The sequence below is a fragment of the Stenotrophomonas sp. YJH_SMC_106-19 genome (assembly GCF_059368375.1).
The window spans coordinates 1,417,385-1,440,742 of sequence record NZ_JCAFRQ010000001.1; the positions used below are offsets into that span (position 1 = coordinate 1,417,385).

Annotated in this window: 25 protein-coding genes; 10 read left to right on the forward strand and 15 right to left on the reverse strand. The window is 66.9% G+C overall.

The window, feature by feature from the left end:
• Window positions 1-6: 6 nt before the first annotated feature.
• From AC5P5M_RS06325 to AC5P5M_RS06355, 7 genes are all read right to left on the reverse strand, one after another.
• The gene (locus AC5P5M_RS06325; RefSeq protein WP_495205667.1) at window positions 7-354 is read right to left on the reverse strand and encodes a hypothetical protein; all 348 of its coding nucleotides are present in this window, start codon (window positions 352-354) and stop codon (window positions 7-9) included.
• The gene (locus AC5P5M_RS06330) at window positions 351-935 is read right to left on the reverse strand and encodes an anthranilate synthase component II (protein WP_495205668.1); all 585 of its coding nucleotides are present in this window, start codon (window positions 933-935) and stop codon (window positions 351-353) included. The genes AC5P5M_RS06325 and AC5P5M_RS06330 overlap by 4 nt, the downstream gene beginning before the upstream one ends.
• A gap of 108 nt (window positions 936-1,043) precedes the next feature.
• Window positions 1,044-2,519: an anthranilate synthase component I gene (gene trpE / locus AC5P5M_RS06335; protein ID WP_065174375.1), complete on the reverse strand. Its 1,476-nt coding sequence runs from the start codon at window positions 2,517-2,519 to the stop codon at window positions 1,044-1,046.
• 175 nt (window positions 2,520-2,694) lie between these two features.
• Window positions 2,695-3,624: a lipid kinase YegS gene (gene yegS, locus AC5P5M_RS06340; protein ID WP_495205669.1), complete on the reverse strand. Its 930-nt coding sequence runs from the start codon at window positions 3,622-3,624 to the stop codon at window positions 2,695-2,697.
• A 206-nt stretch (window positions 3,625-3,830) separates the two neighbouring features.
• Window positions 3,831-4,313, reverse strand: a complete 483-nt coding sequence (locus AC5P5M_RS06345; RefSeq protein ID WP_065174518.1) for a GNAT family N-acetyltransferase — start codon at window positions 4,311-4,313, stop codon at window positions 3,831-3,833.
• Between the two features lie 12 nt (window positions 4,314-4,325).
• Window positions 4,326-5,003: a ribulose-phosphate 3-epimerase gene (rpe, locus tag AC5P5M_RS06350; RefSeq protein ID WP_053515561.1), complete on the reverse strand. Its 678-nt coding sequence runs from the start codon at window positions 5,001-5,003 to the stop codon at window positions 4,326-4,328.
• A 29-nt stretch (window positions 5,004-5,032) separates the two neighbouring features.
• The gene (locus AC5P5M_RS06355) at window positions 5,033-5,362 is read right to left on the reverse strand and encodes a J domain-containing protein (protein ID WP_005411327.1); all 330 of its coding nucleotides are present in this window, start codon (window positions 5,360-5,362) and stop codon (window positions 5,033-5,035) included.
• A gap of 141 nt (window positions 5,363-5,503) precedes the next feature.
• Here AC5P5M_RS06355 and AC5P5M_RS06360 point away from each other — a divergent pair, with 141 nt between their 5' ends.
• The 8 genes from AC5P5M_RS06360 (at window position 5,504) to AC5P5M_RS06395 (ending at window position 13,263) form a co-directional block, all read left to right on the forward strand.
• Entirely contained in the window at window positions 5,504-6,430 is a 927-nt protein-coding gene (locus AC5P5M_RS06360) for a phosphoribosylaminoimidazolesuccinocarboxamide synthase (protein ID WP_053515559.1), read from the forward strand.
• A gap of 118 nt (window positions 6,431-6,548) precedes the next feature.
• Complete coding sequence (locus tag AC5P5M_RS06365; protein WP_053515557.1) at window positions 6,549-7,034, forward strand: Mpo1 family 2-hydroxy fatty acid dioxygenase; 486 nt, start codon at window positions 6,549-6,551, stop codon at window positions 7,032-7,034.
• Window positions 7,035-7,355: 321 nt separating this feature from the next.
• Window positions 7,356-10,184 carry a monovalent cation/H+ antiporter subunit A gene (locus AC5P5M_RS06370; RefSeq protein ID WP_495205670.1) on the forward strand — a complete coding sequence of 943 codons (2,829 nt, stop codon included), beginning with the start codon at window positions 7,356-7,358 and terminating at the stop codon, window positions 10,182-10,184.
• Window positions 10,184-10,561, forward strand: coding sequence for a Na+/H+ antiporter subunit C (locus AC5P5M_RS06375; RefSeq protein WP_053515553.1), 378 nt, complete (start codon window positions 10,184-10,186; stop codon window positions 10,559-10,561). The genes AC5P5M_RS06370 and AC5P5M_RS06375 overlap by 1 nt, the downstream gene beginning before the upstream one ends.
• Window positions 10,558-12,093, forward strand: coding sequence for a monovalent cation/H+ antiporter subunit D (locus AC5P5M_RS06380; protein ID WP_495205671.1), 1,536 nt, complete (start codon window positions 10,558-10,560; stop codon window positions 12,091-12,093). Before AC5P5M_RS06375 ends, AC5P5M_RS06380 begins: the two co-directional genes overlap by 4 nt.
• Window positions 12,090-12,596 (forward strand): Na+/H+ antiporter subunit E, encoded by a 507-nt coding sequence (locus AC5P5M_RS06385; RefSeq protein ID WP_495205672.1) that lies wholly within the window; start codon window positions 12,090-12,092, stop codon window positions 12,594-12,596. Before AC5P5M_RS06380 ends, AC5P5M_RS06385 begins: the two co-directional genes overlap by 4 nt.
• A complete protein-coding gene (locus AC5P5M_RS06390) occupies window positions 12,593-12,877 on the forward strand; it encodes a K+/H+ antiporter subunit F (RefSeq protein ID WP_053515548.1) in 285 nt (94 codons plus the stop codon). Before AC5P5M_RS06385 ends, AC5P5M_RS06390 begins: the two co-directional genes overlap by 4 nt.
• Window positions 12,874-13,263, forward strand: coding sequence for a Na+/H+ antiporter subunit G (locus AC5P5M_RS06395; protein ID WP_053515546.1), 390 nt, complete (start codon window positions 12,874-12,876; stop codon window positions 13,261-13,263). The genes AC5P5M_RS06390 and AC5P5M_RS06395 overlap by 4 nt, the downstream gene beginning before the upstream one ends.
• A 64-nt stretch (window positions 13,264-13,327) precedes the next feature.
• Here the strand turns inward: AC5P5M_RS06395 and AC5P5M_RS06400 are convergent, their stop codons facing one another.
• Entirely contained in the window at window positions 13,328-14,293 is a 966-nt protein-coding gene (locus AC5P5M_RS06400; RefSeq protein WP_164151953.1) for a sodium:calcium antiporter, read from the reverse strand.
• A gap of 73 nt (window positions 14,294-14,366) precedes the next feature.
• A complete protein-coding gene (locus AC5P5M_RS06405; RefSeq protein ID WP_053515542.1) occupies window positions 14,367-15,023 on the reverse strand; it encodes a hypothetical protein in 657 nt (218 codons plus the stop codon).
• Window positions 15,024-15,144: 121 nt separating this feature from the next.
• Here AC5P5M_RS06405 and AC5P5M_RS06410 point away from each other — a divergent pair, with 121 nt between their 5' ends.
• On the forward strand, window positions 15,145-15,669 hold the full coding sequence (locus tag AC5P5M_RS06410) for a hypothetical protein (protein WP_164151951.1): 525 nt from the start codon (window positions 15,145-15,147) through the stop codon (window positions 15,667-15,669).
• Window positions 15,670-15,672: 3 nt separating this feature from the next.
• Here AC5P5M_RS06410 and hmgA read toward each other — a convergent pair whose 3' ends face one another.
• Entirely contained in the window at window positions 15,673-16,971 is a 1,299-nt protein-coding gene (hmgA, locus tag AC5P5M_RS06415; protein ID WP_346475336.1) for a homogentisate 1,2-dioxygenase, read from the reverse strand.
• Between the two features lie 83 nt (window positions 16,972-17,054).
• Entirely contained in the window at window positions 17,055-18,167 is a 1,113-nt protein-coding gene (gene hppD, locus AC5P5M_RS06420; RefSeq protein ID WP_227255313.1) for a 4-hydroxyphenylpyruvate dioxygenase, read from the reverse strand.
• Between the two features lie 129 nt (window positions 18,168-18,296).
• Between hppD and AC5P5M_RS06425 the strand changes: the two genes are divergently transcribed.
• Window positions 18,297-18,791, forward strand: a complete 495-nt coding sequence (locus tag AC5P5M_RS06425) for a MarR family winged helix-turn-helix transcriptional regulator (RefSeq protein WP_065174367.1) — start codon at window positions 18,297-18,299, stop codon at window positions 18,789-18,791.
• Between the two features lie 43 nt (window positions 18,792-18,834).
• On the opposite strand, the gene AC5P5M_RS06430 is transcribed toward AC5P5M_RS06425, so the two are convergent.
• The 4 genes from AC5P5M_RS06430 to AC5P5M_RS06445 form a co-directional block, all read right to left on the reverse strand.
• On the reverse strand, window positions 18,835-19,974 hold the full coding sequence (locus AC5P5M_RS06430) for a hypothetical protein (RefSeq protein ID WP_253119309.1): 1,140 nt from the start codon (window positions 19,972-19,974) through the stop codon (window positions 18,835-18,837).
• Between the two features lie 131 nt (window positions 19,975-20,105).
• On the reverse strand, window positions 20,106-20,705 hold the full coding sequence (locus tag AC5P5M_RS06435; protein WP_065174365.1) for a thioredoxin family protein: 600 nt from the start codon (window positions 20,703-20,705) through the stop codon (window positions 20,106-20,108).
• Between the two features lie 16 nt (window positions 20,706-20,721).
• On the reverse strand, window positions 20,722-22,221 hold the full coding sequence (locus tag AC5P5M_RS06440; RefSeq protein ID WP_053519850.1) for a peptide MFS transporter: 1,500 nt from the start codon (window positions 22,219-22,221) through the stop codon (window positions 20,722-20,724).
• Window positions 22,222-22,400: 179 nt separating this feature from the next.
• Window positions 22,401-23,276 (reverse strand): tryptophan 2,3-dioxygenase, encoded by an 876-nt coding sequence (locus AC5P5M_RS06445; RefSeq protein WP_053519851.1) that lies wholly within the window; start codon window positions 23,274-23,276, stop codon window positions 22,401-22,403.
• Window positions 23,277-23,358 lie beyond the last annotated feature (82 nt).

Below are 23,358 nucleotides of genomic sequence, written 5' to 3' on the forward strand. Positions count from 1 at the left end.
GCTGAATCACAGACGAGCGATTTCGAGAATTTCCTGTCCCATCAGGACACATCCTCCACCGGAGCGGTAGTACTCCAGACGCATGCGATAACTTCCCCTGTAGACATAGCCCCACACCTCCAGCACGTCGAAGCGTTGTTTGGAATCGGCGGGATTGACGATGGACGGCAGAGGTAGCGCCGGCCCCTCCACCTCTGCGCGCTCATCTCCATCGGTATGGAAGGCCAGCAACCGCTTGGCCTGCGCTACCGCCTGTGAGGAGCACTGCGTGCTGGAGGGCGTGGTCGCGGCCCAAGCAACGTTCGCCAGCAGGCCCAGGCCAGCCAGCAGAAGCACTCTGATGATCTTCTTCATCTCGCTCTCTCTAGGAAGTTCTTCAGCAGGGCGTGGCCGTGTTCGGTGAGGATGGATTCGGGGTGGAACTGCACGCCTTCCACCGGGAAGTGGCGATGGCGCAGGCCCATGATCTCTTCGATCGAGCCGTCGTCGTTCTCCGTCCAAGCGGTCACTTCCAGCACATCGGGCAGGCTGTTCTTGTCCACCACCAGCGAGTGGTAACGGGTGGCCTGGTAGCGATCCGGCAGGCCGGCGAAGACGCCCTTGCCTTCATGGCGGATCGGCGAAGTCTTGCCGTGCATGATGTTGCCCGCGCGGATCACCGTGCCGCCATAGACCTGGCCGATGCCCTGGTGGCCCAGGCAGACACCGAGAATCGGCGTGGTCGGGCCCAGGCGTTCGATCAGCTGCAGCGACACACCCGCTTCGTTGGGCGTGCACGGGCCGGGCGAGATGACGATGCGCTCGGGCTTCTGCGCGGCGATCTCATCCACGCTCATTGCATCGTTGCGCACCACCTTCACCTCGGCACCCAGCGTCTGCAGGTACTGCACGAGGTTGTAGGTGAAGCTGTCGTAGTTGTCGATCATCCACAACATGGTCGGGTTCCGTCGCTTATCGGGAGTGGGCGTACACGTGGGTGCCGCACAGGGAGAGGGCCAGGTACAGCGGAAGGTGCCGCAGCGCAGGCCACGGCGCAGGGTGCCTTACAGGCCCTTGGCGGCCTGGGCGACGGCGCGGAACAGCGCGCGGCCCTTGTTCATCGTCTCGTCCCATTCCTTGTCCGGGTCCGAGTCGTAGACGATGCCGGCGCCGGCCTGCACGTACAGGCGGCCGTCCTTGATCACCGCGGTGCGGATCGCGATCGCGGTATCGGCATCGCCGTGCCAACCGATGTAGCCGATGCTGCCGGCGTACACATTGCGCTTGATCGGCTCCAGTTCGCGGATCACTTCCAGCGCGCGGATCTTCGGTGCGCCGCTGACGGTGCCGGCCGGGAAGGTGGCGCGCAGCACGTCGGCATAGCTCAAGCCCGGCTGCAGCTGCCCGGTCACCTCGCTGACGATGTGCATGACGTGGCTGTAGCGTTCAATCACGAACTGCTCGCCCACTTCCACCGTGCCGGCCTTTGATACGCGACCGGCATCGTTGCGGCCGAGATCGATCAGCATCAGGTGCTCGGCACGTTCTTTCGGATCGGCCAGCAGCTCGGCTTCCAGTGCCAGGTCCTGCTCGACGGTGGCGCCGCGCGGACGCGTGCCGGCGATCGGGCGTACAGTGACTTCGCCGTCCTGCAGGCGCACCAGGATTTCCGGCGAGGAGCCAACCACCTGCAGGTCGCCGACATCCAGGAAATACATGTACGGCGACGGGTTCAATGCGCGCAGCGCGCGGTACACGTCCACCGGGCGTGCCTTGAACGGCACGCTCAGGCGCTGGCTGAGCACCACCTGGAAGATGTCGCCGGCGCGGATGTATTCCTTGCTGCGCTGGACCGCATCGACGAAGCCATCGCGGGTGAAACCGGAGACGAAATCGGATTCATCCAGCACATCGCTGTTGAGCGGTGCGGGATAGCCGGCACCCGGTGCACGCAGCTTTGCGGTGAGCGCATCCAGGCGCGCCTGCGCCTGCTCGAACGCGCCGTGGACGCGCGGGTCCGCGTGCACGATCAGGTACAGGCGGCCCTTGAGATTGTCGAATACCGCCAGCTCGTTGGAGTGCAGCAGCAGGATGTCCGGCGTGCCCAGTTCATCGCGGCCGGCCGGCGGTGCCAGGCGCGGCTCGATATAGCCGATGCACTCGAAACCGAACCAGCCGACCAGGCCACCGGTGAAGCCCGGCAGGCCCTCCAGCTTCGGCACCGAGTGGGCGCTGCGCAGCGCCTCGACTTCGGCAAACGGGTCGGCCACCTCGCGGGTTTCCACCACCTGGCCGTCTTCGCGCACGGTCAGCGTATGGCCATGGAAGGCATACACGCGGCGCGCCGGCAGGCCAATGATCGAGTAACGACCAAAGCGTTCGCCGCCTTCGACGGATTCAAACAGGTAGGTATTGGGGCCGTCGGCGAGCTTCAGATAGACCGAAAGCGGCGTGTCCAGGTCGGACAGCACTTCGCGGACAACGGGAATATGGGTGTGGCCTTCAGCGGCCTGCAGCTGAAACTGAGCGTGCGAGTTCAAGACGACTTTCCTTCCGGGACACAGCGTTATGGGGGCGGACGACGGCAACGGGCCACCATCGCCACCAACGGCGTGCGGAAGAAAGGGTATGCGGGGTCGTCAGGCTGGACACCCCTTGACTGTATCGCAGCTTGGACGGGAGTGGAACCCCGCAGCGCCAGGCGTGGCAGCCACCTTACGTGGCCAGCAGCGGGCAATCGGCCGGCAGATGCATGCGCACCCGGCCAGCCACGCAGTCGATGCGGAACCGCCGCGCCTGCACCGGCTCACCGTCCAGGTTCAGGGTCAGCGGCTGCGCCGACTCGAGCTGCAGCCAGGGCAGCCGGACGCGGGTGGCCACCCGTTCCAGCGCCGCTTCCTTGCCACCGGTCAGCATCTGCCCCAGCGTCGACGCCACCTCCCCCTCCAGTTCGGGTACGACGGTGACATCCAGCAGGCCGTCATCGATCAGTGCCTGTGGGCACAGCTGCTGGCCACCACCGGCCTGCCGGCCGTTGCCGATCCCCAGCGCGATGAAGCCGCCTTCCCAGGCGAACTCCGGACCGTGCAGACGCGCGGTAATCGGCTCGATCCGCCCCAGCTTGGCGATGCCGGTGATCACGTAGGCCAGGCCACCGAGCATCTTCTTCAGGCCGGCATCGGTTTCCACGGTGACCTGCGTGCCGAAACCGCCACTGGCCAGGTTGGCGCACCACCAGGACGTACCATCGGCATCCACGCGCAGCAGATCGATGGCATGTGCCGTGGTCTGCCCGATCAGTGCGAGCGCGGCCTCCGGCTCGGTCGGAAGGTTCGCCGAGGTGGCGAAGTCATTGGCCGTGCCCATCGGGACCAATGCCAGCGAAGGCAGGGCATCGGCGGATTCATCGCGGTGGGCCAGCGTTTCGGCCACCGCACTGAGCGTGCCGTCGCCGCCTGCCGCCACGATCACGTCTACCCCGTGGTCGATGGCCTCGGCCACGTAACGCTCGGCGTCACCTTCCTCCCAGGTCACCCGTACCTCCAGCTGCACGCCCCGCTCCCGCCAATGGCGCACCGCGTCGCGCAGCTCGTCATTGCCTGCGGACTTGCCGTTGAGGATCAGGCGCCAGCGCGGTGCGGTCATGCGGGGATTCCGGTGTGGGGTGGCACAGGCTAGCAACGCACCGTTTGCCGGCAGTGAATGTCACATGCGTGTCATTCAGCTCCCGGAGAATGGAAGGCCATAGCAGGGACGACGGATGGAGGCAGGATCAGCCTCCCACGCATGCAGCAAGGCCACGCCAACGATGGGCGTGGCCTTTTTTTTGAAGTCGCACCCGGGCGCGATCGTCAGCCGTTGGCGAAATCGTGCAGCGCCTGGCCCTGCAGCCGGTATACGGTCCACTCATCCTGCGGTTTCGCGCCCGCTGCGGTGTAGAACTCGATGGCCGGCGTGTTCCAGTCCAGCACCGACCATTCGAAGCGACCGCAGCCTTCGGCGACCGCCTGCCGCGCGATGTATTTCAGCAGCGCCTTGCCAGCGCCCGCGCCCCGCTGCTGCGGGCTGACATACAGGTCTTCCAGGTAGATGCCCTTGCGGCCCAGCCAGGTGGAGTAGTTGTAGAAATACACCGCATAGCCGATGGCCTCGCCATCGGCTTCACAGATCAGCGCGCGGGCAGTTGCGTCGGGACCGAACAGGCTTTCGGCGATGCCGATCTCGTCGGTCTGCACCGAATGCTCGGCCCGCTCATAGATGGCCAGCTCACGGATGAAGCGCAGGATCAGGCCCGCGTCGGCGGCAGTGGCCGGGCGGATGTTCAACACGGCCACCGTGCTCATGCCTCAGCCCCGCGCCGCAGCGACGTTGGCGCGCATCTGCGCGATCACATCCTGGTAAGGGGTCTTGGCATTGAAGATGGCCGAGCCGGCGACGAAGGTGTCGGCGCCCGCAGCCGCGATCTCGCCGATGTTGTCGGCCTTCACGCCACCGTCGATTTCCAGGCGGATGTCCTTGCCGCTGGCATCGATCTTCCGGCGGACCACGCGCAGCTTGTCCAGCGCCGAAGGAATGAAGGCCTGGCCGCCGAATCCCGGGTTGACCGACATCAGCAGCACCAGGTCCAGGTCATCCAGCACCCAGTCGAGGATGTCCACCGGCGTGGCCGGGTTCAGCACGATGCCCGGCTTGCAGCCCAGCGAACGGATCAGCTGGATCGTGCGGTGCACGTGGCGGCTGGCCTCCGGATGGAAGCTGATGTAGGTGGCACCGGCTTCGGCGAAGTCCGGGATGATGCGGTCCACCGGCTCGACCATCAGGTGCACGTCGATCGGCGCGGTCACGCCGTGCTTGCGCAGTGCCTGGCAGACCATCGGGCCGATGGTCAGGTTGGGTACGTAATGGTTGTCCATCACGTCGAAGTGGACCCAGTCCGCACCGGCGGCCAGGACGTTGTCGACTTCCTCGCCGAGGCGGGCGAAATCGGCGGACAGGATGGAGGGGGCGATGAGGCAGTGGGACATGGCCGGGCCTTGCAACGAGGGGAAAGGGGTCAGCGCTTGCGCAGGGTCTTGATGCGGTCGTAGGCGGCGTTGATGCGCCGCGACTTCTGCTCGGCCTGCTGCTGCAGCTCGGGGGCGGCGCCGCCAAGCTTGTCCGGGTGGTACTGCGAGATCAGCTTGCGGTAGGCGCGCTCGACCTCGGCATCGGTGGCCTCGGAGGTCAGCCCCAGCTCCCGGTACGGGTTCTCCTTGTTCAGGCGGAACCAATCCGAATCAAAGGCATGGCCGATCAGCAGGCCGACCACCGCGCCGAACAGCGGATTGGGCCGGAACAGCAGGGCGCCGGCGATGAATCCGAGCAGTTTTCCGTACCAGCGCATGGCGCTCCGGGGTCGACCGACGAAATGGACGCTCATTTTACGTCACAGCGGGCCCGGACGGCTTTACACTAGGCCGCCCGCTGGTCAGCGGGCCCGCCGGGTCCGTTGGGCAGCCGTATCGACAACGCCCCAGGAGTGCCCGTGCCAACCACGCTGTTGCAATCCGATCTCCCCGGCCTGCCCTTGCGCCACCGCGGCAAGGTGCGTGATGTGTTCGATATCCCGCGCGAGCGGCTGCCTGCAGGGACCCCGCCGGGCGACTACCTGCTGATGGTCGCCACCGATCGCCTGTCGGCGTTCGACGTGGTGCTGCCCGACCCGATCCCCGGCAAGGGCGAAATGCTCTGCCAGGTCTCCAATTTCTGGTTCGCCAAGACCGCGCACCTGATGCCCAATCACCTGACCGGCATCGACGTGGCCAGCGTGCTGCCTGAAGGCGTGGACCCGGCGCTGTACGCCCGGCGCGCCGTGGTCACCCGCAAGCTGAAGCCGGTGCCGGTGGAAGCGATCGCCCGCGGCTACCTGATCGGCAGCGGCTGGAAGGACTACCAGCGCACCGGCAAGGTCAGCGGCATCGACCTGCCCGATGGGCTGCGCCAGGCCGAGCAGCTGCCCGAACCGATCTTTACCCCCTCGACCAAGGCCGCGGTGGGCGACCATGACGAGAACATCGATTTCGATGCGATGGTGCGGCAGGTCGGCGCCGAACTGGCCGAGCGCGTGCGCGATGCCACCCTGCGCATCTACAAGTTCGCCGCCGATTACGCCCGCGAGCGCGGCATCATCCTGGCCGACACCAAGTTCGAGTTCGGCACCGATGCCGACGGCCGCCTGTACATCATGGACGAGATGCTGACGCCGGATTCATCGCGTTACTGGCCGGCCGACGAGTACGAAGTGGGCACCAGCCCGCCCAGCTACGACAAGCAGTTCGTGCGCGATTACCTGGAGACGCTGGACTGGGGCAAGACCGCCCCGGGCCCGAACATCCCGGCGGAGATCATCGAGCGCACCCGCGCCAAGTACGCCGAGGCGCTGCAGCGCCTGGCCGGGATCAGCGTCGACTGATCCCCTGCGCCCCCCGGTCGCAGCGACCGGGGGCGTCGTGCCCGGCAGCGCCCAGGGTGGCGCTGTGCGAAGGCGCCCGGGAGTATGCTGTCGGCCTCACCGGAGGAAGCGAAGAAGCATGCAGACCACCACCGAGCTCGCGCGGCCGATCGACCGCTACTTCGCCAGCTACTCCGACGATCACCGCAATACGATCAACCAGCGCATCCACGTGGTCGCGGTACCGGCCATCCTGTGGTCGGCCGTGGCCCTGCTGTGGTGCCTGCCCCCCCTGATCACCTGGTTCCAGTACGGCATCTGGTCGGCGTTCGCGATGTTCAGTGCCTGGTGCTTCTACAACAAGCTGTCGCGTCCGCTGGGCATCGGCATGCTCATCCAGTTCTTCGTGTTCGGCTGCCTGTGCCGCCTGCTGGAGGCCGAGATCGGCCTGCACAACCTGTTCTGGCTGGCGGTGACGGTGTTCGTCGTGGCCTGGATCGCGCAGTTCATCGGGCACAAGTTCGAGGGCCGCAAGCCCAGCTTCCTGACCGACCTGACTTACCTGCTGATCGGCCCGGCCTGGGTGATGGCCAAGCTCTATCGCAGGCTCGACTGGCGTTACTGACACGCCTCCGGGCGAGCGTCACCCTCGCTTCCTGAACGGGCGGGTTTCCTCACCTGCGGTCCACTGCCGGCCTGCCAGCCTGCACGCTCAGCCCTTTGCCTGAGCGCCTGTCGCAGCGGCAGCCCCTGTGCGACAGGGCCTGCGGTCGCCGTGCGCGGGCGTAGGGTGCGGCCCCTGGCCGGCACCGCGGAGTAGATGCTGCACTGCAAAAAAAATGAATCAGCGAACGTTACAGGCAATTGATCGCCGTTCGATGGCTTTCGGCGACATTTCGCAGCCTGTTATCCTCACTGACCTGCTCGTGAATCATGGATTCCCTGCATGCTCCCCAGCCTGCCTCTGCTTCTGGCCCTGCCGTTCCTGATGGCAGCGGCTGTTGCGGCCTTCCCCCGTAGTTCGCGCTCGACTGCTGCCTGGCTGGCGGCGCTGGCGCCGTTGGGCGGCTTGGCCATTCTCGGCTGGCTCACCCCGGCGGTGCTCGACGGCCAGATCGTCCGCACCCTGCTGCCCTGGCTGCCGCAGATCGGCCTGGACTTCCATCTGCGGCTGGACGGCCTGGCCTGGATGTTTGCCGGCCTGGTGCTGGGCATCGGCGCGCTGGTGGTGCTGTACGCGCGGTACTACCTCAGTGCGCAGGACAACGCCCACCGCTTCTACTGCTACCTGCTGCTGTTCATGGGCGCCATGCTCGGCATGGTGCTGTCGGGCAACCTGCTGTTGCTGATGATCTTCTGGGAAATGACCAGCATCAGCTCGTTCCTGCTGATCGGCTTCTGGTCGCATCGCCAGGACGCGCGCGAGGGCGCACGCATGGCGCTGGTGATCACCGGCGGCGGCGGGCTGGCCCTGCTCGGTGGCGTGCTGCTGATCGGGCGCATCGTCGGCAGCTTCGACCTGGATGTGGTGCTGGCGGCCGGTGAACAGATCCGCGCCAGCGCGCTGTATCCCTATGCCCTGTTCCTGGTGCTGGCCGGCATCTTCACCAAGAGCGCGCAGTTCCCGTTCCATTTCTGGTTGCCGCATGCGATGGCGGCGCCGACACCGGTCTCGGCCTACCTGCACTCGGCCACCATGGTCAAAGCAGGCGTGTTCCTGCTGGCGCGCCTGCATCCGGCACTGGCCGGCAGCGACCTGTTCTTCTATACGGTGAGCGGCATCGGCGCGCTGACCCTGCTGATCGGCGCCTGGAACGCGATCTTCCAGCACGACCTGAAAGGGCTGCTGGCGTATTCGACGATCTCCCACCTGGGCCTGATCACCCTGCTGTTCGGCCTGTCCACGCCGATGGCGGTGGTCGCCGGCGTGTTCCACATCCTCAACCACGCCACCTTCAAGGCCTCGCTGTTCATGGCCGCCGGCATCATCGACCATGAGACCGGCACCCGCGACATGCGCAAGCTGGGCGGACTGCGGAAACTGATGCCCTTCACCAGCGCACTGGCGATCATCGCCTCGCTGGCCATGGCCGGCATTCCGCTGCTCAACGGCTTCCTGTCCAAGGAAATGCTGTTCGCCGAGGCGATCAGCGCCGGCGGCACCGAGACCATGCGCATGGCGGTGTCGATCGCGGCGTTGCTGGCCGGCGTGTTCGGCGTGGCCTACAGCCTGCGCTTCGTGCACGACACCTTCTTCGGCCCCGGCCCGCACGGGCTGGACCGCGTTCCCCATGAACCGCCGCGCTGGATGAAGGTACCGGTGGAACTGCTGGTGGTGGTCTGCGTGGCAGTCGGCATCGCGCCCGCGCTGACGGTGGCGCCGGTCCTGCATGCTGCTGCCGCCTCCATCCTCGGCAGCGCCATGCCCGAGTACAGCCTGTCGGTATGGCATGGCTTCAACCTGCCGCTGGCGATGAGCGCGATCGGCGTGGTGGGCGGTATCGCCCTGTACTTCGGCCTGCGCAAGCTGATCAACCTGCATGCCGTGACCAATACCACCACCGGCCGCAACGTGTTCCATGCGCAGCTGGATGCGGTTTCCGCACTGGCCATGCGCCTGACCAACGGCATTGCCAACGGCAGCCTGCAGCGGATGCTGCTGGGCCTGGTGCTGGTCGCGATCGTGGTGGCCGCCGCGCCGTTCATGGCGAATCCCGCATCCCCGAACTGGACCGCGCCGCAGCCGATTCCACTGCTGGGCTGGGCGTTGTGGCTGGTGATGATGGGCTGCGCGATCGCCACGCTGCGTGTGTACAAGCAGCGCCTGCTGGCGGTGCTGCTGGTGGGCGGCGTCGGCCTGATGGTGGCGCTGACCTTCGTGTTCCTGTCGGCACCGGATCTGGCACTGACCCAGCTGCTGGTGGAGATGGTGACCCTGGTCCTGATGCTGCTGGGGATGAACTATCTGCCCGCGCAGTCCGGACCGGAGCGGCCGCGCTGGCGCAAGCGCCGCGACGCGCTGATCGCGGTCATCGCCGGTTCCGGTCTCGGCGCGCTGGCCTATACCGCGATGACCCTGCCGCCGAACACCATGGCCGGTGAGCTGGTGGCGCGTGCCCTGCCCGAAGCGTATGGCCAGAACGTGGTCAACGTGATCCTGGTCGACTTCCGCGGCTTTGATACCTTCGGCGAGATCACGGTGTTCGGCATCGCCGCGCTGGTGGTGCACGCGCTGCTGCGCCGCACGCGGATGGCCCCGGAGCAGATCATGCCCGGGCCGCCGATCAAGCTGCCGGTACCGGCCGACCTGGCGCAGATCATGTTCCCGCTGACGCTGACGGTCTCCATCTTCCTGTTCCTGCGCGGTCACAACGCCCCGGGCGGCGGGTTCATCGCCGGCCTGGTACTGGCGGTGCCGCTGCTGATCCAGTACGTGATCCAGGGTACGGCATCGGTGGAGTCGCGCTTCGGCTTCGACTACATCCGGTGCATCGGCACCGGCCTGCTGATCGCCCTGCTCAGTGGCAGTGCTTCGATGCTGTTCGGCGTGCCGTTCCTGACCAGCGGGCACCTCGACCTGCACCTGCCGCTGATCGGCGACGTGCCGCTGGCCAGCGCGATCGGCTTCGACATCGGCGTGTACCTGGTGGTGTTCGGTGGCGCCATGCTGATGCTGTCGATGATGGGCACGGTCAAGCCCTCTCGAACCCGCACCGCCCGCAAGGGCGAGATCGATCTGCAACGCCGTTCGGCCCGCACCGGGGAGATGCACTGATGGAACTGGCCCTGGCCACCGCGATCGGCGTGCTGACCGCCATCGGCGTGTACCTGCTGCTGCGGGCGCGCAGCTTCGACGTGATCCTTGGCATGACCTTCCTGTCCTACGCCACCAACCTGCTGATCTTTGCCGGTGGGCGCCTGGTGCAGGGCAAGGCCCCGGTGCTGCAGGAAGGCGTGGAGAGCCACCTGGGCAACTACACCGACCCGTTGCCGCAGGCGCTGGTACTGACGGCCATCGTGATCGCCTTCGCGATGACTGCAGTGAGCATCGTGCTGGCCATGCGCAGCCGCAGCGACAACCACAGCGACCACGTGGACGCGCACGAGCCCGATGACGATGCGCCGCCGCGCCAGGGCGAGGACCGCGCATGAACCATCTGGTGATCCTGCCGATCCTGGTTCCCCTGCTCGGCGCCGCACTGTCACTGTTCGTCGAGCATCGCCGCTATGGTCCGAAGGTACAGCGGACTGTGGCCTGGACGGCACTGGCGGCCCTGGCCGTGGTGGTCGGGCTGCTGTTCGCCGATACGGCAGGCGGTGACATCCGCGTCTACCTGCTGGGTGACTGGCCCTCGCGCCTGGGCATCGCGCTGGTGGCCGACCGGCTGTCGGCGTGGATGCTGCTGACCACCCTGCTGCTGACCATCCCCTGCCTGCTGCATGCCTGCTCGGGCTGGGACCGGCGCGCGCCGCACTTCCATGCGCTGTTCCAGTTCCAGCTGGTCGGCCTCAACGGTGCGTTCCTCACCGGCGACATCTTCAACCTGTTCGTGTTCTTCGAGGTGATGCTGATCGCTTCCTACGGCCTGCTGCTGAGCGGCGGCCGTGGCCTGCGCATGCGCATCGGCCTGCACTACGTGGTGTTCAATGTCACCGCATCGACGCTGTTCCTGATCGCACTCGGCCTGCTGTACGCCTCGCTCGGCTCGTTGAACATGGCGGAGCTGTCGCAGCGCATCGCCGAGGTTCCGCCGGCACAGCTGACCCTGGTGAAGGCCACGATGGGCCTGCTGCTGCTGGTGTTCTGCGCCAAGGCCGCCCTGATGCCGCTGTACCTTTGGCTGCCCGAATCGTACGCGCGCGCACCTGCTGCGGTCGCTGCGCTGTTTGCGATCATGACCAAGGTCGGCCTGTACGCCGTGCTGCGCGTGCAGATGCTGTGGTTCGGCGAGGACGCCGGCGCGATGGCCGGATACGGACGCGACTGGCTGCTGTGGGCCGGCGTGGCCACGCTGGTACTGGGCGGCCTGGGCGCGCTGGCCGCCGCGCGCCTGCGCGTGCTGATCTCCTACCTGGTGATCGTCTCGGCCGCGACCCTGTTCATTGCCTTCTCGGTGGGCACGCCGAAGGTGCTCTCCGCCGGTCTGTACTATCTGCCACACAGCAGTTTCGTCGCGGCCGCGCTGTTCCTGGTGGCCGACCTGATCCGACGCCGACGCGGCGGTGCCAGCGACCGCAAGGAAGTGATCGCACCGATGCCGGGCAAGGAAACGCCGGCGGTACTGTTCCTGATCGGCGCCGTGTCGGTCGCCGGACTTCCGCCGCTGTCGGGCTTCCTGGCCAAGGCCGCCCTGCTGGCCGGGATGCCGGCGCAGTACACCGGCGCGGTATGGACGGCCGTGCTGGTCAGCAGCCTGCTGGTCATCATGGGCCTGACCCGAGGGGGCATCCGCCTGTTCTGGCGCGTGCCGCTGCCCGAGCCGGACGCGCCGCCGCCCCGCAAGGCCAAGCTGCGCAGGGTCGAGCTGTTCGCTGCCTGCATCCTGCTGGCCTACGGCATCGGCATGACCCTGGCCGCCGCCCCGCTGATGCGCCATACCGACGCCACCGCCGCCCAGCTGCTGCAGCCGGGCGAGTACGTGCAGCAGTTGCGCGCGACCACACCGGAGATCCGCCAGCCATGACCGCGCAACGCCCCCTGTTCCGCCGCCTGGTACCGTCCCCCGCACTGAGCATGATGGTGGTGGCGTTCTGGCTGCTGATGTCCGACAGCTTCAACCTTGGCCAGATCCTGCTGGGCCTTGTGCTGGGCGTGGTCGTGCCGCTGTTCGCCGCGCGCCTGGATCGCGAGTTCGCCCGCATCGGTACGTTGCGCCCGGTACCGAAGCTGCTGTGCGTCACCCTGTGGGACATCCTGATGTCCAACATCCGGGTGGCCCTGCAGGTGCTCGGCCCGGAGAAGAACATCCATCCCGGCTTCATCTGGCTGCCGCTGGACATCGCCAACATCCACGGCATCGCCGCGCTGACCAGCATGATCACCCTGACCCCGGGTACGGTGTCGGCGGCACTCAGCGACGACCGCAGGTTCCTGCTGGTGCACGTGCTGCACCTGGAGGATCCACAGGTGCTGATCGACACGATCAAGCAACGTTACGAAGCCCCGTTGATGGAGATCTTCCCATGACCGGTTTTGAAGTCATCCAGACCACCCTGGTGGTATGCATGCACGTGGTCGGACTGGCCATGCTGCTGGCGACCTGGCGCCTGCTGCGCGGCCCGAGCGTGCCCGACCGCATCCTCGCCCTGGACACACTTTCAGTGACTGCCATCGCCGAACTGATGCTGTTCGGCATGTACCTCAACTCGCCGATCTACTTCGAGGCCGCACTGGTGATCGCCATGCTCGGCTTCGGCAGCACCGTGGTGCTGAGCAAGTTCGTGCTGCGCCGGGACATCGTCGAATGATCACCGCGATCCAGATCGGCCTGTCGGTCCTGCTGCTGTTCGGCTGCTTCTTCATCCTGGTCGGTGCGCTGGGCCTGGTGAAGCTGTCGACCTTCTTCAAGCGGCTGCATGCGCCGACCAAGGCCAGCACGCTGGGCGTGGGCTGCGTGCTGGTGTGTTCGGTCTGCTACCACATCTTCCTCGGCCAGGATCCGCAGCCGCGCGAGCTACTGATCACCGTCTTCCTGTTCATCACCGCGCCGATCAGCGCGCACATGATGGCCAAGGCCGCGTTGTCGCTGCTGATGGAAACCCGTCCTACCCTGCCAGGCAACGAACGGGCTGCCGAAGAGCAGCTGCCGCCGCCGGAGCCGGCGCGGAAAGAAGAGCAGAGCCCGACACGCTGATCACACGACTCCCCGCATCCACTCAGGGCGGGGATCTGCTGCCGAGCCGTGCATGGGCTCGGCGCTACAGTGCCGGTGCACCCACCAGCAGCAGTTCCAATACGAACCAGCCGACGAACGCCACCAGCAGGATCACGCCTTCGCCACGGCTGATCTTCAGGTCGCCACGCAGCATCGGATACAGCACCAGGGCAAAAGCCAGCAGCGCGGGCAGTTCCAGGCGCACGAACGATGCCGGCAGGGCCAGCGGCTGCAGCGCCGCCATCGCGCCGATCACCAGCAGCAGATTGACCGCGCTGGAGCCGAGCACGTGGCCCAGCACCATGTCGCCATGGCCACGCCGCGCGGCGGCGATGGCGGTGGCCACCTCCGGCAAGGCCGTGCCGATCGCAAGCGGCAGCAGGCCGACCAGCAGCGGCGTCCATCCAAGTGCGACGCCGAAGTCGGCCGCCGCGCCAACGACCAGCCGCGCCCCCCAGTAAAGGGCCACCACAGCCACCAGCACACGCAGCATATTCAACGGCAGGCTGGTGCGGCTCAGCGCCGATCGTGCGATGGCCGCCTGCACATCGGCGGTCTCACTGCGGCCACGGCGCATCAGCACGGCCTGCATGACGACGAAGCCGGCCAGCAGCACGACACCTTCCCAGCGCGCGAGGCGGCCATCCAGCCCGAACAGGATCAACAGAACGCCGGCCCCCAGCAGCGACCACCAGAGCACGGCCTGCAGGCGCGCGCGCAGCAGCAACGGGGCCGCGATCGCCGCGATCGCCAGGGTCAGGCCCAGGTTGGCGATGCTGCTGCCCACCGCGTTGCCCAGCGCCAGTTCCGGCTGGCCCACGGCCAGCGCGCGGGCGTTGACCACCAGCTCCGGCATCGACGTCGCCACGCCGAGCAGCAGCAGACCCGCCGTGAACGGGCGGGCACCGAAGCGCTGGGCCAGGCCGGAAACGGCCTTGACGATGGAGTCTCCGCCGAGCCCCAGCAGCAGCAGGCCAAGCAGAAACCAGGCGATGGCAATGGCGATCATCGAGCACTCCCCCAGCGGTCGTCGCGCGATTCTACGCTTGGCCCGGCCGCGAGGCTGGGCGCTGCATCAAGGATCAGCCACAACCTTCGGTGTAATCGACCTGCGGGGTCTGGCCGACCCGCCACGCGCTGACCCGGCCGTCGGGCCCCAGGGCGAAATCGATCACCGCCGCACCTTCCTGCGCCGGACGCACGCGCAGGTGCTGGGCCTTGTCGTCGTACTTGTCGGGACCGACATCGGCACGCTCCGGATACAGCACCTGCAACTCGCCCAGGGTCATGCCGACCCTGCCGCCGCCCGGCGCGGTGATGGCGGCGCTGCGCACGTCATAGCGGACCAGCTTGCGGCCTTCGATCATCAGGCGTGGGTCATCGGCCTGCTGCGGACGCAGGAAATAGCAGTCCTCGTTGCCGTCGTCGGCCGGCAATGGCCTGCCTGCCGCATCGCTGCCCAGCCCCTGCAGCGGCGCGCCGAAGCCGCTGCGCACCTCGGCGATGCCCGCACCCAGCGCCACCCCGCCGAAACCGTCCAGGCGCGCGGGGCTGTCGGCGCGGGCATCGTTGGCCGGCCGTGACGCCAGGTCCGGATCGGCCGATTGCGCCGGGCCGGTGGCACTGGCGGTCTCGGCCGGCGAGTCGCTGCCGCTGCCGGCCGCTCCCTGTTTGTCCGAACCACCGCCACAGGCGGTCAGGGACAGCAGCATCAGGCCAGCCAATGGCAGCAGCTTCATCGGTATCGCTCCAGGAGGGATGGGCGGACGCTACCGCAGGCCGCGTGCAGGCGCTGCATTGTCATCGCTGTTTCATCGCCTTCGTTCAGGCTCGGCGTGCACCGTCCTGGCTGTCCCATCCATGCAACCGCGCAAGACCGATCTCGCCCGAACCGCGCTGCAGGCGCACCGCGCGCCGCTGGACATGCGCCAGCGGCGGTTGCTGATCCTGTGCGATGGCCAGCGCAGCGTCACCGAGCTGAGCGGGCTGATGGGCCAGGAGACGCCGGCCATGCTGATCCAGCTGATCCATGCCGGCTATCTGGAAGCCGACGCCCCTCCTCCCGCAGTGGCGGCATCCGGGCCCACCCCTGCACGGCCGCAGGCACCCGCGACCGCGGCCACGCCGATCGAACGGCGTCGCTCGCTGGTCGCCTCACGGATCTATGTGCTGGGTATCCTGGAGCTGCAGCGGCATCCGCAGGCAGCGGCGCTGTTCCGCGACCTGCAGCAGGCACGTGCGCAGACCGATGTGCTGCAGGTACTGCACTCGGCGTTGCAGGTACTGCCCACGCTGACCTCCGAAGGCTACTGCGAACGCGTACGGCAGCGGCTGCTGGAAGTCCTGCCGCTGGAGCACTGCGACGCCTTCACCGATGCCGCATGAGGCTCATCTGAAGTTGTTGCGCAGCCCTGCCCAGCACTGCTGGTAATCGGCCTGCCGGTGCCCGGCATCAAGCGCCTGGGCGGTCGGGCGGATCACCGCGCGGGTCTCGAACATGAAGGCCATGGTGTCCTTGACCACGTCGGGCCTGGACAGATCGGCACTGGAGGCCCTGTCGAAGGTCGGTGCATCCGGTCCGTGGCCGCTCATGCAGTTGTGCAGGGAGGCGCCGCCCGGCACGAAGCCTTCGGCCTTGGCATCGTAGGCACCATGCACCAGGCCCATGAACTCGCTGGCGATGTTGCGGTGGAACCACGGTGGTCGGAAGGTGTTCTGCGCCACCAGCCAGCGCGGCGGGAAGATGGCGAAATCCATGTTGCTGGTCCCTGCTGTGTCGCTGGGCGAATGCAGTACCAGGAAGATCGACGGGTCCGGGTGGTCGTAGCTGATCGAACCGAGGGTGTTGAAGCGGCGCAGATCGTAGCGGTACGGCGCGTAATTGCCGTGCCAGGCGACCACGTCCAGCGGCGAATGGTCGATCGGCGCGCGCCACAGGCGTCCTTCGAACTTGGCGATCAGTTCGAACTCACCGTCGAGGTCCTCGAAGGCCGCATGCGGGGTTTCAAAGTCGCGCGGATTGGCCAGGCCGTTGGCGCCGATCGGCCCCAGATCGGGTAGCTTCAAAAGGGCGCCGTAGTTCTCGCAGATGTAGCCCCGGCTCGGGCCATCGGGCAGCTCGACGCGGAAGCGCACGCCACGCGGAATCACCGCGATCTGCTGCGGTTCGATCTCGATCACGCCCAGCTCGGTCAGCAGGCGCAGCCCACCCAGCTGGGGCACGATCAGCAGTTCGCCGTCGGCATCGTAGAAGTAGCGGCCAACCATGTCCCGGTTCGCGGCATACAGATGAATGCCGACGCCGGCGTGGGCATCCGGCGAACCATTGCCGCCCATGGTGTACAGCCCTTCGACGAAGTCGGTGGGCAGTTCCGGCAGCGGCAGCGGGCTCCAGCGCAGCTGGTTCGGCGAGGCCGGCTGCGAGCCGAAATCGCACTGCAGGCGCGATTGCGCGAACGGGGTGAACTCACCATGGGTCACCGCCGGGCGGATCCGGTACAGCCAGCTGCGCCGGTTGCTGCCGCGCGGCGCGGTGAAGGCGGTGCCGGACAGCTGCTCGGCATACAGGCCATGGGCCACCTTCTGCGGCGAGTTCTGCCCGACCGGCAGCGCGCCGGCCACGGCTTCGGTGGCGAATTCGTTGCCGAAACCGGACTGGTAGCCACGGGCGGTGATGGAGGTGGGCATGGGGGCTCCTGGAACGGCAAGGCCGGAACGGAAAGCCGCCGGGCATGGCCCGGCGCTACCGCTGAGGGTGCAGGTCTGAAACGTTACAGCACGCCGCGGCGGATCTGGTCGCGCTCGATGCTCTCGAACAGCGCAGTGAAGTTGCCTTCGCCGAAACCTTCATTGCCCTTGCGCTGGATGATCTCGAAGAAGATCGGGCCGATGCAGTTCTGGGTGAAGATCTGCAGCAGCTTGCGCTGGTGGGTTTCCGGATCGGCGTCGATCAGGATCTTGTTCTTCGCCAGGCGCGGCACATCCTCGCCGTGGTTCGGCACGCGCTGGTCGATCACGTCGAAGTAGGTGTCCGGTGTGTCGAGGAAATCCACACCCTGCGCACGCATCGCCTCGACGGTCTCGTAGATGTTCTCGGTGAAGCAGGCGATGTGCTGGATGCCCTCGCCCTTGTAGGCGTCCAGGTATTCGTTGATCTGGCTCTTCGGATCGGACGATTCGTTGAGCGGAATGCGCACGATGCCGTCCGGCGCGGTCATGGCCTTGGACACCAGGCCGGTCTTCAGGCCCTTGATGTCGAAGTAGCGGATCTCGCGGAAGTTGAACAGCCGCTCGTAGTAGTCCGACCACTGCTGCATGTTGCCGAAGTACAGGTTGTGGGTCAGGTGGTCGATGAAGGTCAGGCCGAAGCCCACCGGATGCTGATCGACGCCGGCGATCGGCTCGTAGTCGCCGTCGTAGATGCTGCCGGCGCTGCCATAGCGGTCGACCAGGTACAGCATGCAGTCACCGATGCCCTTGATGACCGGCGCGCCGACCGCCTTGCTGTCCGGCTTGAAGCCGATGGCCTCGGCACCGTTGCCCAGCGCGGTCTGGTAGACCTCCTGGCCCGGCTTCTTGAAGCGGATGGCGAAGCCGCAGGCGCACGGACCATGCTTTTCGGCGAAGTCGGCAGCGAACGAATCCGGGTCTTCATTGACCAGGAAGTTGACGTCGCCCTGGCGATAGACGGTAATCGGACGCTGCTTGTGCCTGAGCACCGCCGTGAAGCCCATCCTGCGGAAGTAGTCGTGCAGCTCCTGGCCGCGGCCGGCCGGGGCAGCAAACTCGACGAACTCGAAACCATCGATGCCCATCGGGTTCTCAAAGGTGGTGACCTGCATGCCCGGATTGGGATGCGAGGAGGGCTGGACTGCGGTATTCATGGCGGGGCTCCGAATCGGTACCGCATCGGTACAAACCAGGTGCGGGCAGGTAACGACCCGGCGAGAATGCAGGGTCTGGACCCAACCCTTATAGTTACACTTGAAACCACCAGCAAGGTGCACCGCAACATGAGCCCCGCCGATCCTGCTTCGACACGCCTGCGTGCATCGCACGTCCTGCTCGACCTGGAACAGTTCCTGCCCTACCGGCTGAGCGTGCTGTCCAACCGGGTCAGCGGCAACATCGCCAAGCTGTACGGTGATCGCTACGGTCTGGCCATTCCGGAATGGCGGGTCATCACCATCCTGGCGCTGTATCCCGGGTCGTCGGCCAGCGAGGTCTCCGACCGCACGGCGATGGACAAGGTGGCGGTCAGCCGCGCGGTGGCGCGCCTGCTCGAGCGTGGCTTCATCAAGCGCGAGACCCATGGCGACGACCGTCGCCGCTCGGTCCTGGCCCTGTCGGCAGCGGGCTTCGAGGTGTACGAGACCATCGCGCCGCTGGTGATCGAGATTACCCGCAAGCTGATGTCGGTGCTGAGCGAGGAGGAAGAACAGCTGCTGGAGACGCTGATCCTGCGCCTGGCGGGCGATGGCCTGGAACGGATGGGCGAAGGCGTCTGAGGCGTGCCGCCGGGGCTCGGCCCCGGTCTCAGGACAGCACGGTTCAGCTCAGGTGCTTGCGCCGCGCATGGATCCACGGCACTGCGAGTGCACCGATCGCGCCACCGGCAAAGCCCAGCGACGCGGCAACCGTGGCCGCTTCGACCGCCCCCGGCAGCGCCAGCGCGGCAGCCACCAGCAGCAGGGACGGCACGCCGACGAAGGTGCCGAGGAAGAAATGCCAGCGCGGCGACCACGTGTTGAGCTGCAGCAGGCTGACCGGCTGCCATGCTTCGCCGGCTGCGTCTTCGGCCATCTTCGCCACCACCTTGCCCAGATCCACCTCGGGCAGCGCGCGTCCCTGGCGCGCGGTCGCCAGCGCCTCGGCAACGGCGTCCACGGGCGGGAACGCGGACGGCCATGGCACCGGTGCGGGCACCCCGTACGCCGTCAACAGCGGCACGCTCAGCCATGGCGCGACCAGTGGACGCATGCGACGGCGAGCGTGCACGCACCAGACCTGCGACTGGCCATGCGCGACCACGCTGTACAGCGCCAGCTCGGTGGCCGCCGGATAGCCCAGCATGGTCACCCGCGCGGCCAGGCTGTCCTGCCCCACGGCACGCAGGAAGCCCGCGCGGCTGCGCCCCTCCTGCATCCACGCCACGCCCAGCGCCCCGACCAGAAAGGCTTCGGCCACGTCCCTGCCGCCCGCAGTGGCGCGTTCGTCACTGGCCAGGTACCACGCCAGCGACTTCGGTTCGGCCACATCCGGCAGGCCCCAACGGCTGTCGTCGCCCAGCACATGACGCACCGGCAGGCGTGCGGCCGCGGTCTCGCCACGTTCTCCCGGCTGCAGGAACGGCAGCACGCCCTGGATGAAGTTGGACAGCTCGATGGCGCGTACGCCGTTGCCCTGCCATTCCGGCGGCAGCAGGCCGGCCAGTTGGCCCTGCGACGCCAGCGCATCGAGTCGCGATTTCTGTTCCACCAGCGTCTGCACCGCGCCCTTCAGCACGACGTTGTCAGGCAGTGCGATCTGCGGCAGGCGATGGTGCGGCGGGGCCGCTTCGGGGGCACTGTCGCCGATGCCGACGTCATCCAGCAGTGCGTCCCGTGCCGGCAGGGTCACGCCCTCGCCAGCACCACCCTCGCCCAGGCTGCTGGCAGGGTCGGGCAATCGTTCGGCGTGGTCGCTGTGCATGGGCGTTCCGGTAGGGTGCGTCGACGTCGGGTCGACCGGGAGCCTTGCCGGTAACGGCGTGCGTGCGATGAAATTGAGGCGGCGATGCTGGGAATGTGACGGCGCGCGCATCCGCCGGGCATGGCCCGGCGCTACCGATCAGGCGCCCACTGCTTGAGGAAGGCCATCACCTGCGCCGGCAGGTAGGTCTCGCCCCTGCGCATTGCCGCCGTTGCCTGCGGTGCCAACAGGGTGCCGTCGGCATCGAGCACCAGCAGGTAGGGGTAGTCGCGGCCCATCTCCGGGAACTGGCCGAGGAAAGCGCTGTTGGGCTTCTCGTCGCTCTCGTTGACCTTCACCCACACGTAGTGGGCATCGCGGAAACGGCGCAGGTCGCCATCCCCCTCCACGATCTGGTCCAGCGCATGACAGCGGTCGCAGCCGGCGTTGCCGACCTCGAGGATGATGCGCTTCTTGCCACGCTGGGCTTCCACCTTGGCGGTGGCCAGATCGTCGGCGGGGTCGCGGGCCGGGTCGAACTGTGCACTGAGCCCGGCGATGGCGGCGATATCCGCCGCCACCGGGGTGTTGCCTGAGGCCACCGGTTCGCTGGGGTCAGCGACCGGTGGCTCGGTGGGACGGGTATCCAGTGGCTGCGTCGGCCCGGTGGCGGCGGGTGGCGGGGGTTGCGAACACGCGCCGATCAGCGCCGCACAGACCATCCCCATCGCACCACCGAGCTTCCTACGCATGCCAGCTACCCTCTCATCACTTGACGCCGTGCATCAGCTTGTTGATCAGCGGGGCGATCAGGAACAGCACCACGCCGGAACCGATCAGGGCCCAGAAGCCGAAGGTATACCCCTTCAGTGCCGAATCGATCGTCATGCCGCCTTCACCACTGACGGCGCCGGCGAAGATGCCCGACAGGTTGTTGCCGATGCCGGTGGACAGGAACCAGCCCCCCATGCCGAAGCCGACCAGGCGGACCGGGGCCAGCTTGGTCACCATCGACAGGCCGATCGGCGACAGGCACAGCTCACCGACGGACTGGATGACGTAGACCATGAACAGGGTCCAGAACGGGATCTTGCCGTCCACGACCATCTGCGACAGGGCAAACATCAGCAGGGCGAAGGCCGCGCCGTTGAACAGCAGGCCCAGGCCGAACTTGCGCGGGATGGACGGATTGGCGCGACCCAGGGCCACCCAGATCCAGGCGATCAGCGGCGCCAGGGTGATGATGGCCACCGAGTTCACCGACTGGAACCACGCGGTCGGGAAGGTCCAGTTGCCGAAGTCACGGTTGACGATGTTCTCGGCCAGGAAGGTGAACGAGCTGCCGGCCTGTTCGAAGAACATCCAGAACATGACGTTGAACGCGAAGATGATCAGCATGGCGATCACGCGGTCGCGCTGCACCTTGCCCTCGCGGATGCCTTCGACCAGCAGCAGCACGGCCAGCGCAGCGAACATCACGCCCAGGATCCAGGCCAGCGCGGTGGCGCCGGTCGCCAGCAGGAAGTAGGCGACCGGGATGGCCACCAGCGCGCCTACCAGCACCATCACGATGCGACCGAAGCCTTCGGCACCGGCCGGCGGTGCGCCGATGCCCTTCAGGCCGGCCCGGCCGATGTAGAACCACACCAGCGAGATCAGCATGCCCACGCCGGAGGCGATGAACACGACCTTGTACGACGGCATTTCCGAAGTGCCGAACACCTTGCGGGCCAGGTACTCGGTCAGCACCGGGGCGATCATCGCGCCGATGTTGATGCCCATGTAGAAGATGGTGAAGCCCGAATCGCGGCGCTCGTCCTTCAGGCCATACAGCTTGCCGACCATGGTGGAGATGTTCGGCTTGAACAGGCCGTTGCCCACGATGATCGTGGCCAGGCCGAGCTTGAACAGATGCTCTTCCGGCAGCGAGATCATGAACAGGCCGGCCGCCATGATGATCGCGCCGGTCAGGATCGAGCGCTGGTAGCCCAGCACCCGGTCGGCCACGTAGCCGCCGAAGATCGCCGCCGCGTACACCAGCGCCAGATAGGCACCGTAGATGCGGCTGGCATCGCCCTCGCCGGCGGCGTTGCCGTTGTAGAACTGGGCGACGATGTACAGCACCAAGGCCCAGCGGATGCCGTAGAACGCAAAGCGTTCCCAGAACTCGGTCATGAACAGCATCCACAGCGGGCGCGGGTGGCCCAGCGTGGTCTTGAAGTCCGGCAGCGCCGGCTCCGGGGTGTTCGCAGTGGCGTTTACGCTCATGCGGGATTCCTGGTTCGGTGGATGACGAGCACGTCCGATGTGCAATGGAGCAACGCGCGAGGATCACCGACTTGTGGCGTTCACGTCAAATACACGCCGTTTGAGGCAGGTGGCCGCCTGCTCGCTGAACTTGCATCTGAAACGATCCAGCCGCCGGCCGGGATCCGGATGAATGGGGATCAGCCCAGCTCCGGCGGGGGCGCGGCCTGCAGCGTGGTCCGCACCTGGAACAGCTCGGGGAAGAAGGTCAGCTCCAGCGCCTGGCGCAGGAAGCCGACCCCGGACGAGCCTCCGGTACCACGCTTGAAGCCGATCACCCGCATCACCGTACGCATGTGGCGGAACCGCCAGAGCTGGAAGGCCGTCTCCAGGTCCACCAGGTCCTCGCACAGCGAATACTCGCGCCAGTAGCGGTCGGTGTCCTGGTAGATGCGCTCGAAGACCGGCTGCAGGGCGTCGTCGGCCACATGCGGCTGGGTCCAGTCGTGGGTCTCGTACATCGCCGGCACGGCGTGGCCGAAGCGGGCCAGGTACTTCAGGAATTCCTCGTACAGGCTGGGTGCCTCCAGCACGCTCCGCAGCTGCGCCTGCCCGGCCGGATCATGCTCGAACACCTGCAGCATCTGCGCGTTCTTGTTGCCCAGCAGGAACTCGATGTAGCGGTATTGCAGCGACTGGAATCCCGAGGAAGGCCCCAGCACGTCGCGGAAGCCCATGTATTCGGACGGGGTCAGGGTTTCCAGCACCGACCACTGCTCGGTGAGCTGGCGCAGCACCTGCTTGCTGCGGGCCAGCACCTTGCGGCACTGCCAGACTTCATCGCGCTGCAGGAAGCCGATGGCCGCGCCAAGCTCGTGCCCCAGCAGCTTCAACCACAGCTCCGACGTCTGGTGCTGGATGATGAAGAGCATCTCGTCATGGTGCGGCGGGTTGGACAGCGGCTGCTGGGCACTGAGCAGCTGGTCCAGCCGCAGGTAGCCGCCGTAGGTCAGCCGGCCGTGCAGGTCGGTGTGGATGCCGGCTTCGAGATCGCGTTGGTTGTTGTCGACGGACATGAGCGGGACCAGATCGGGGGCGGCAAGGGTAGCGCGTTGCCGCCGCGCTGGCAGCCGGAGGGTCCATACCGGGCCGTGCGGT

Excerpts from the sequence above, each read along its gene's own strand:
- AC5P5M_RS06325 (WP_495205667.1), bottom strand. The coding sequence starts at position 354 with ATGAAGAAGATCATCAGAGTGCTTCTGCTGGCTGGCCTGGGCCTGCTG.
- AC5P5M_RS06330 (WP_495205668.1), bottom strand. The coding sequence starts at position 935 with ATGTTGTGGATGATCGACAACTACGACAGCTTCACCTACAACCTCGTG.
- yegS (WP_495205669.1), bottom strand. The coding sequence starts at position 3,624 with ATGACCGCACCGCGCTGGCGCCTGATCCTCAACGGCAAGTCCGCAGGC.
- rpe (WP_053515561.1), bottom strand. The coding sequence starts at position 5,003 with ATGTCCCACTGCCTCATCGCCCCCTCCATCCTGTCCGCCGATTTCGCC.
- AC5P5M_RS06355 (WP_005411327.1), bottom strand. The coding sequence starts at position 5,362 with ATGCGCTGGTACGGAAAACTGCTCGGATTCATCGCCGGCGCCCTGCTG.
- AC5P5M_RS06365 (WP_053515557.1), top strand. The coding sequence starts at position 6,549 with ATGCAGACCACCACCGAGCTCGCGCGGCCGATCGACCGCTACTTCGCC.
- AC5P5M_RS06370 (WP_495205670.1), top strand. The coding sequence starts at position 7,356 with ATGCTCCCCAGCCTGCCTCTGCTTCTGGCCCTGCCGTTCCTGATGGCA.
- AC5P5M_RS06375 (WP_053515553.1), top strand. The coding sequence starts at position 10,184 with ATGGAACTGGCCCTGGCCACCGCGATCGGCGTGCTGACCGCCATCGGC.
- AC5P5M_RS06380 (WP_495205671.1), top strand. The coding sequence starts at position 10,558 with ATGAACCATCTGGTGATCCTGCCGATCCTGGTTCCCCTGCTCGGCGCC.
- AC5P5M_RS06385 (WP_495205672.1), top strand. The coding sequence starts at position 12,090 with ATGACCGCGCAACGCCCCCTGTTCCGCCGCCTGGTACCGTCCCCCGCA.
- AC5P5M_RS06390 (WP_053515548.1), top strand. The coding sequence starts at position 12,593 with ATGACCGGTTTTGAAGTCATCCAGACCACCCTGGTGGTATGCATGCAC.
- AC5P5M_RS06395 (WP_053515546.1), top strand. The coding sequence starts at position 12,874 with ATGATCACCGCGATCCAGATCGGCCTGTCGGTCCTGCTGCTGTTCGGC.
- AC5P5M_RS06400 (WP_164151953.1), bottom strand. The coding sequence starts at position 14,293 with ATGATCGCCATTGCCATCGCCTGGTTTCTGCTTGGCCTGCTGCTGCTG.
- AC5P5M_RS06405 (WP_053515542.1), bottom strand. The coding sequence starts at position 15,023 with ATGAAGCTGCTGCCATTGGCTGGCCTGATGCTGCTGTCCCTGACCGCC.
- AC5P5M_RS06410 (WP_164151951.1), top strand. The coding sequence starts at position 15,145 with ATGCAACCGCGCAAGACCGATCTCGCCCGAACCGCGCTGCAGGCGCAC.
- hmgA (WP_346475336.1), bottom strand. The coding sequence starts at position 16,971 with ATGCCCACCTCCATCACCGCCCGTGGCTACCAGTCCGGTTTCGGCAAC.
- hppD (WP_227255313.1), bottom strand. The coding sequence starts at position 18,167 with ATGAATACCGCAGTCCAGCCCTCCTCGCATCCCAATCCGGGCATGCAG.
- AC5P5M_RS06425 (WP_065174367.1), top strand. The coding sequence starts at position 18,297 with ATGAGCCCCGCCGATCCTGCTTCGACACGCCTGCGTGCATCGCACGTC.
- AC5P5M_RS06430 (WP_253119309.1), bottom strand. The coding sequence starts at position 19,974 with ATGCACAGCGACCACGCCGAACGATTGCCCGACCCTGCCAGCAGCCTG.
- AC5P5M_RS06435 (WP_065174365.1), bottom strand. The coding sequence starts at position 20,705 with ATGCGTAGGAAGCTCGGTGGTGCGATGGGGATGGTCTGTGCGGCGCTG.
- AC5P5M_RS06440 (WP_053519850.1), bottom strand. The coding sequence starts at position 22,221 with ATGAGCGTAAACGCCACTGCGAACACCCCGGAGCCGGCGCTGCCGGAC.
- AC5P5M_RS06445 (WP_053519851.1), bottom strand. The coding sequence starts at position 23,276 with ATGTCCGTCGACAACAACCAACGCGATCTCGAAGCCGGCATCCACACC.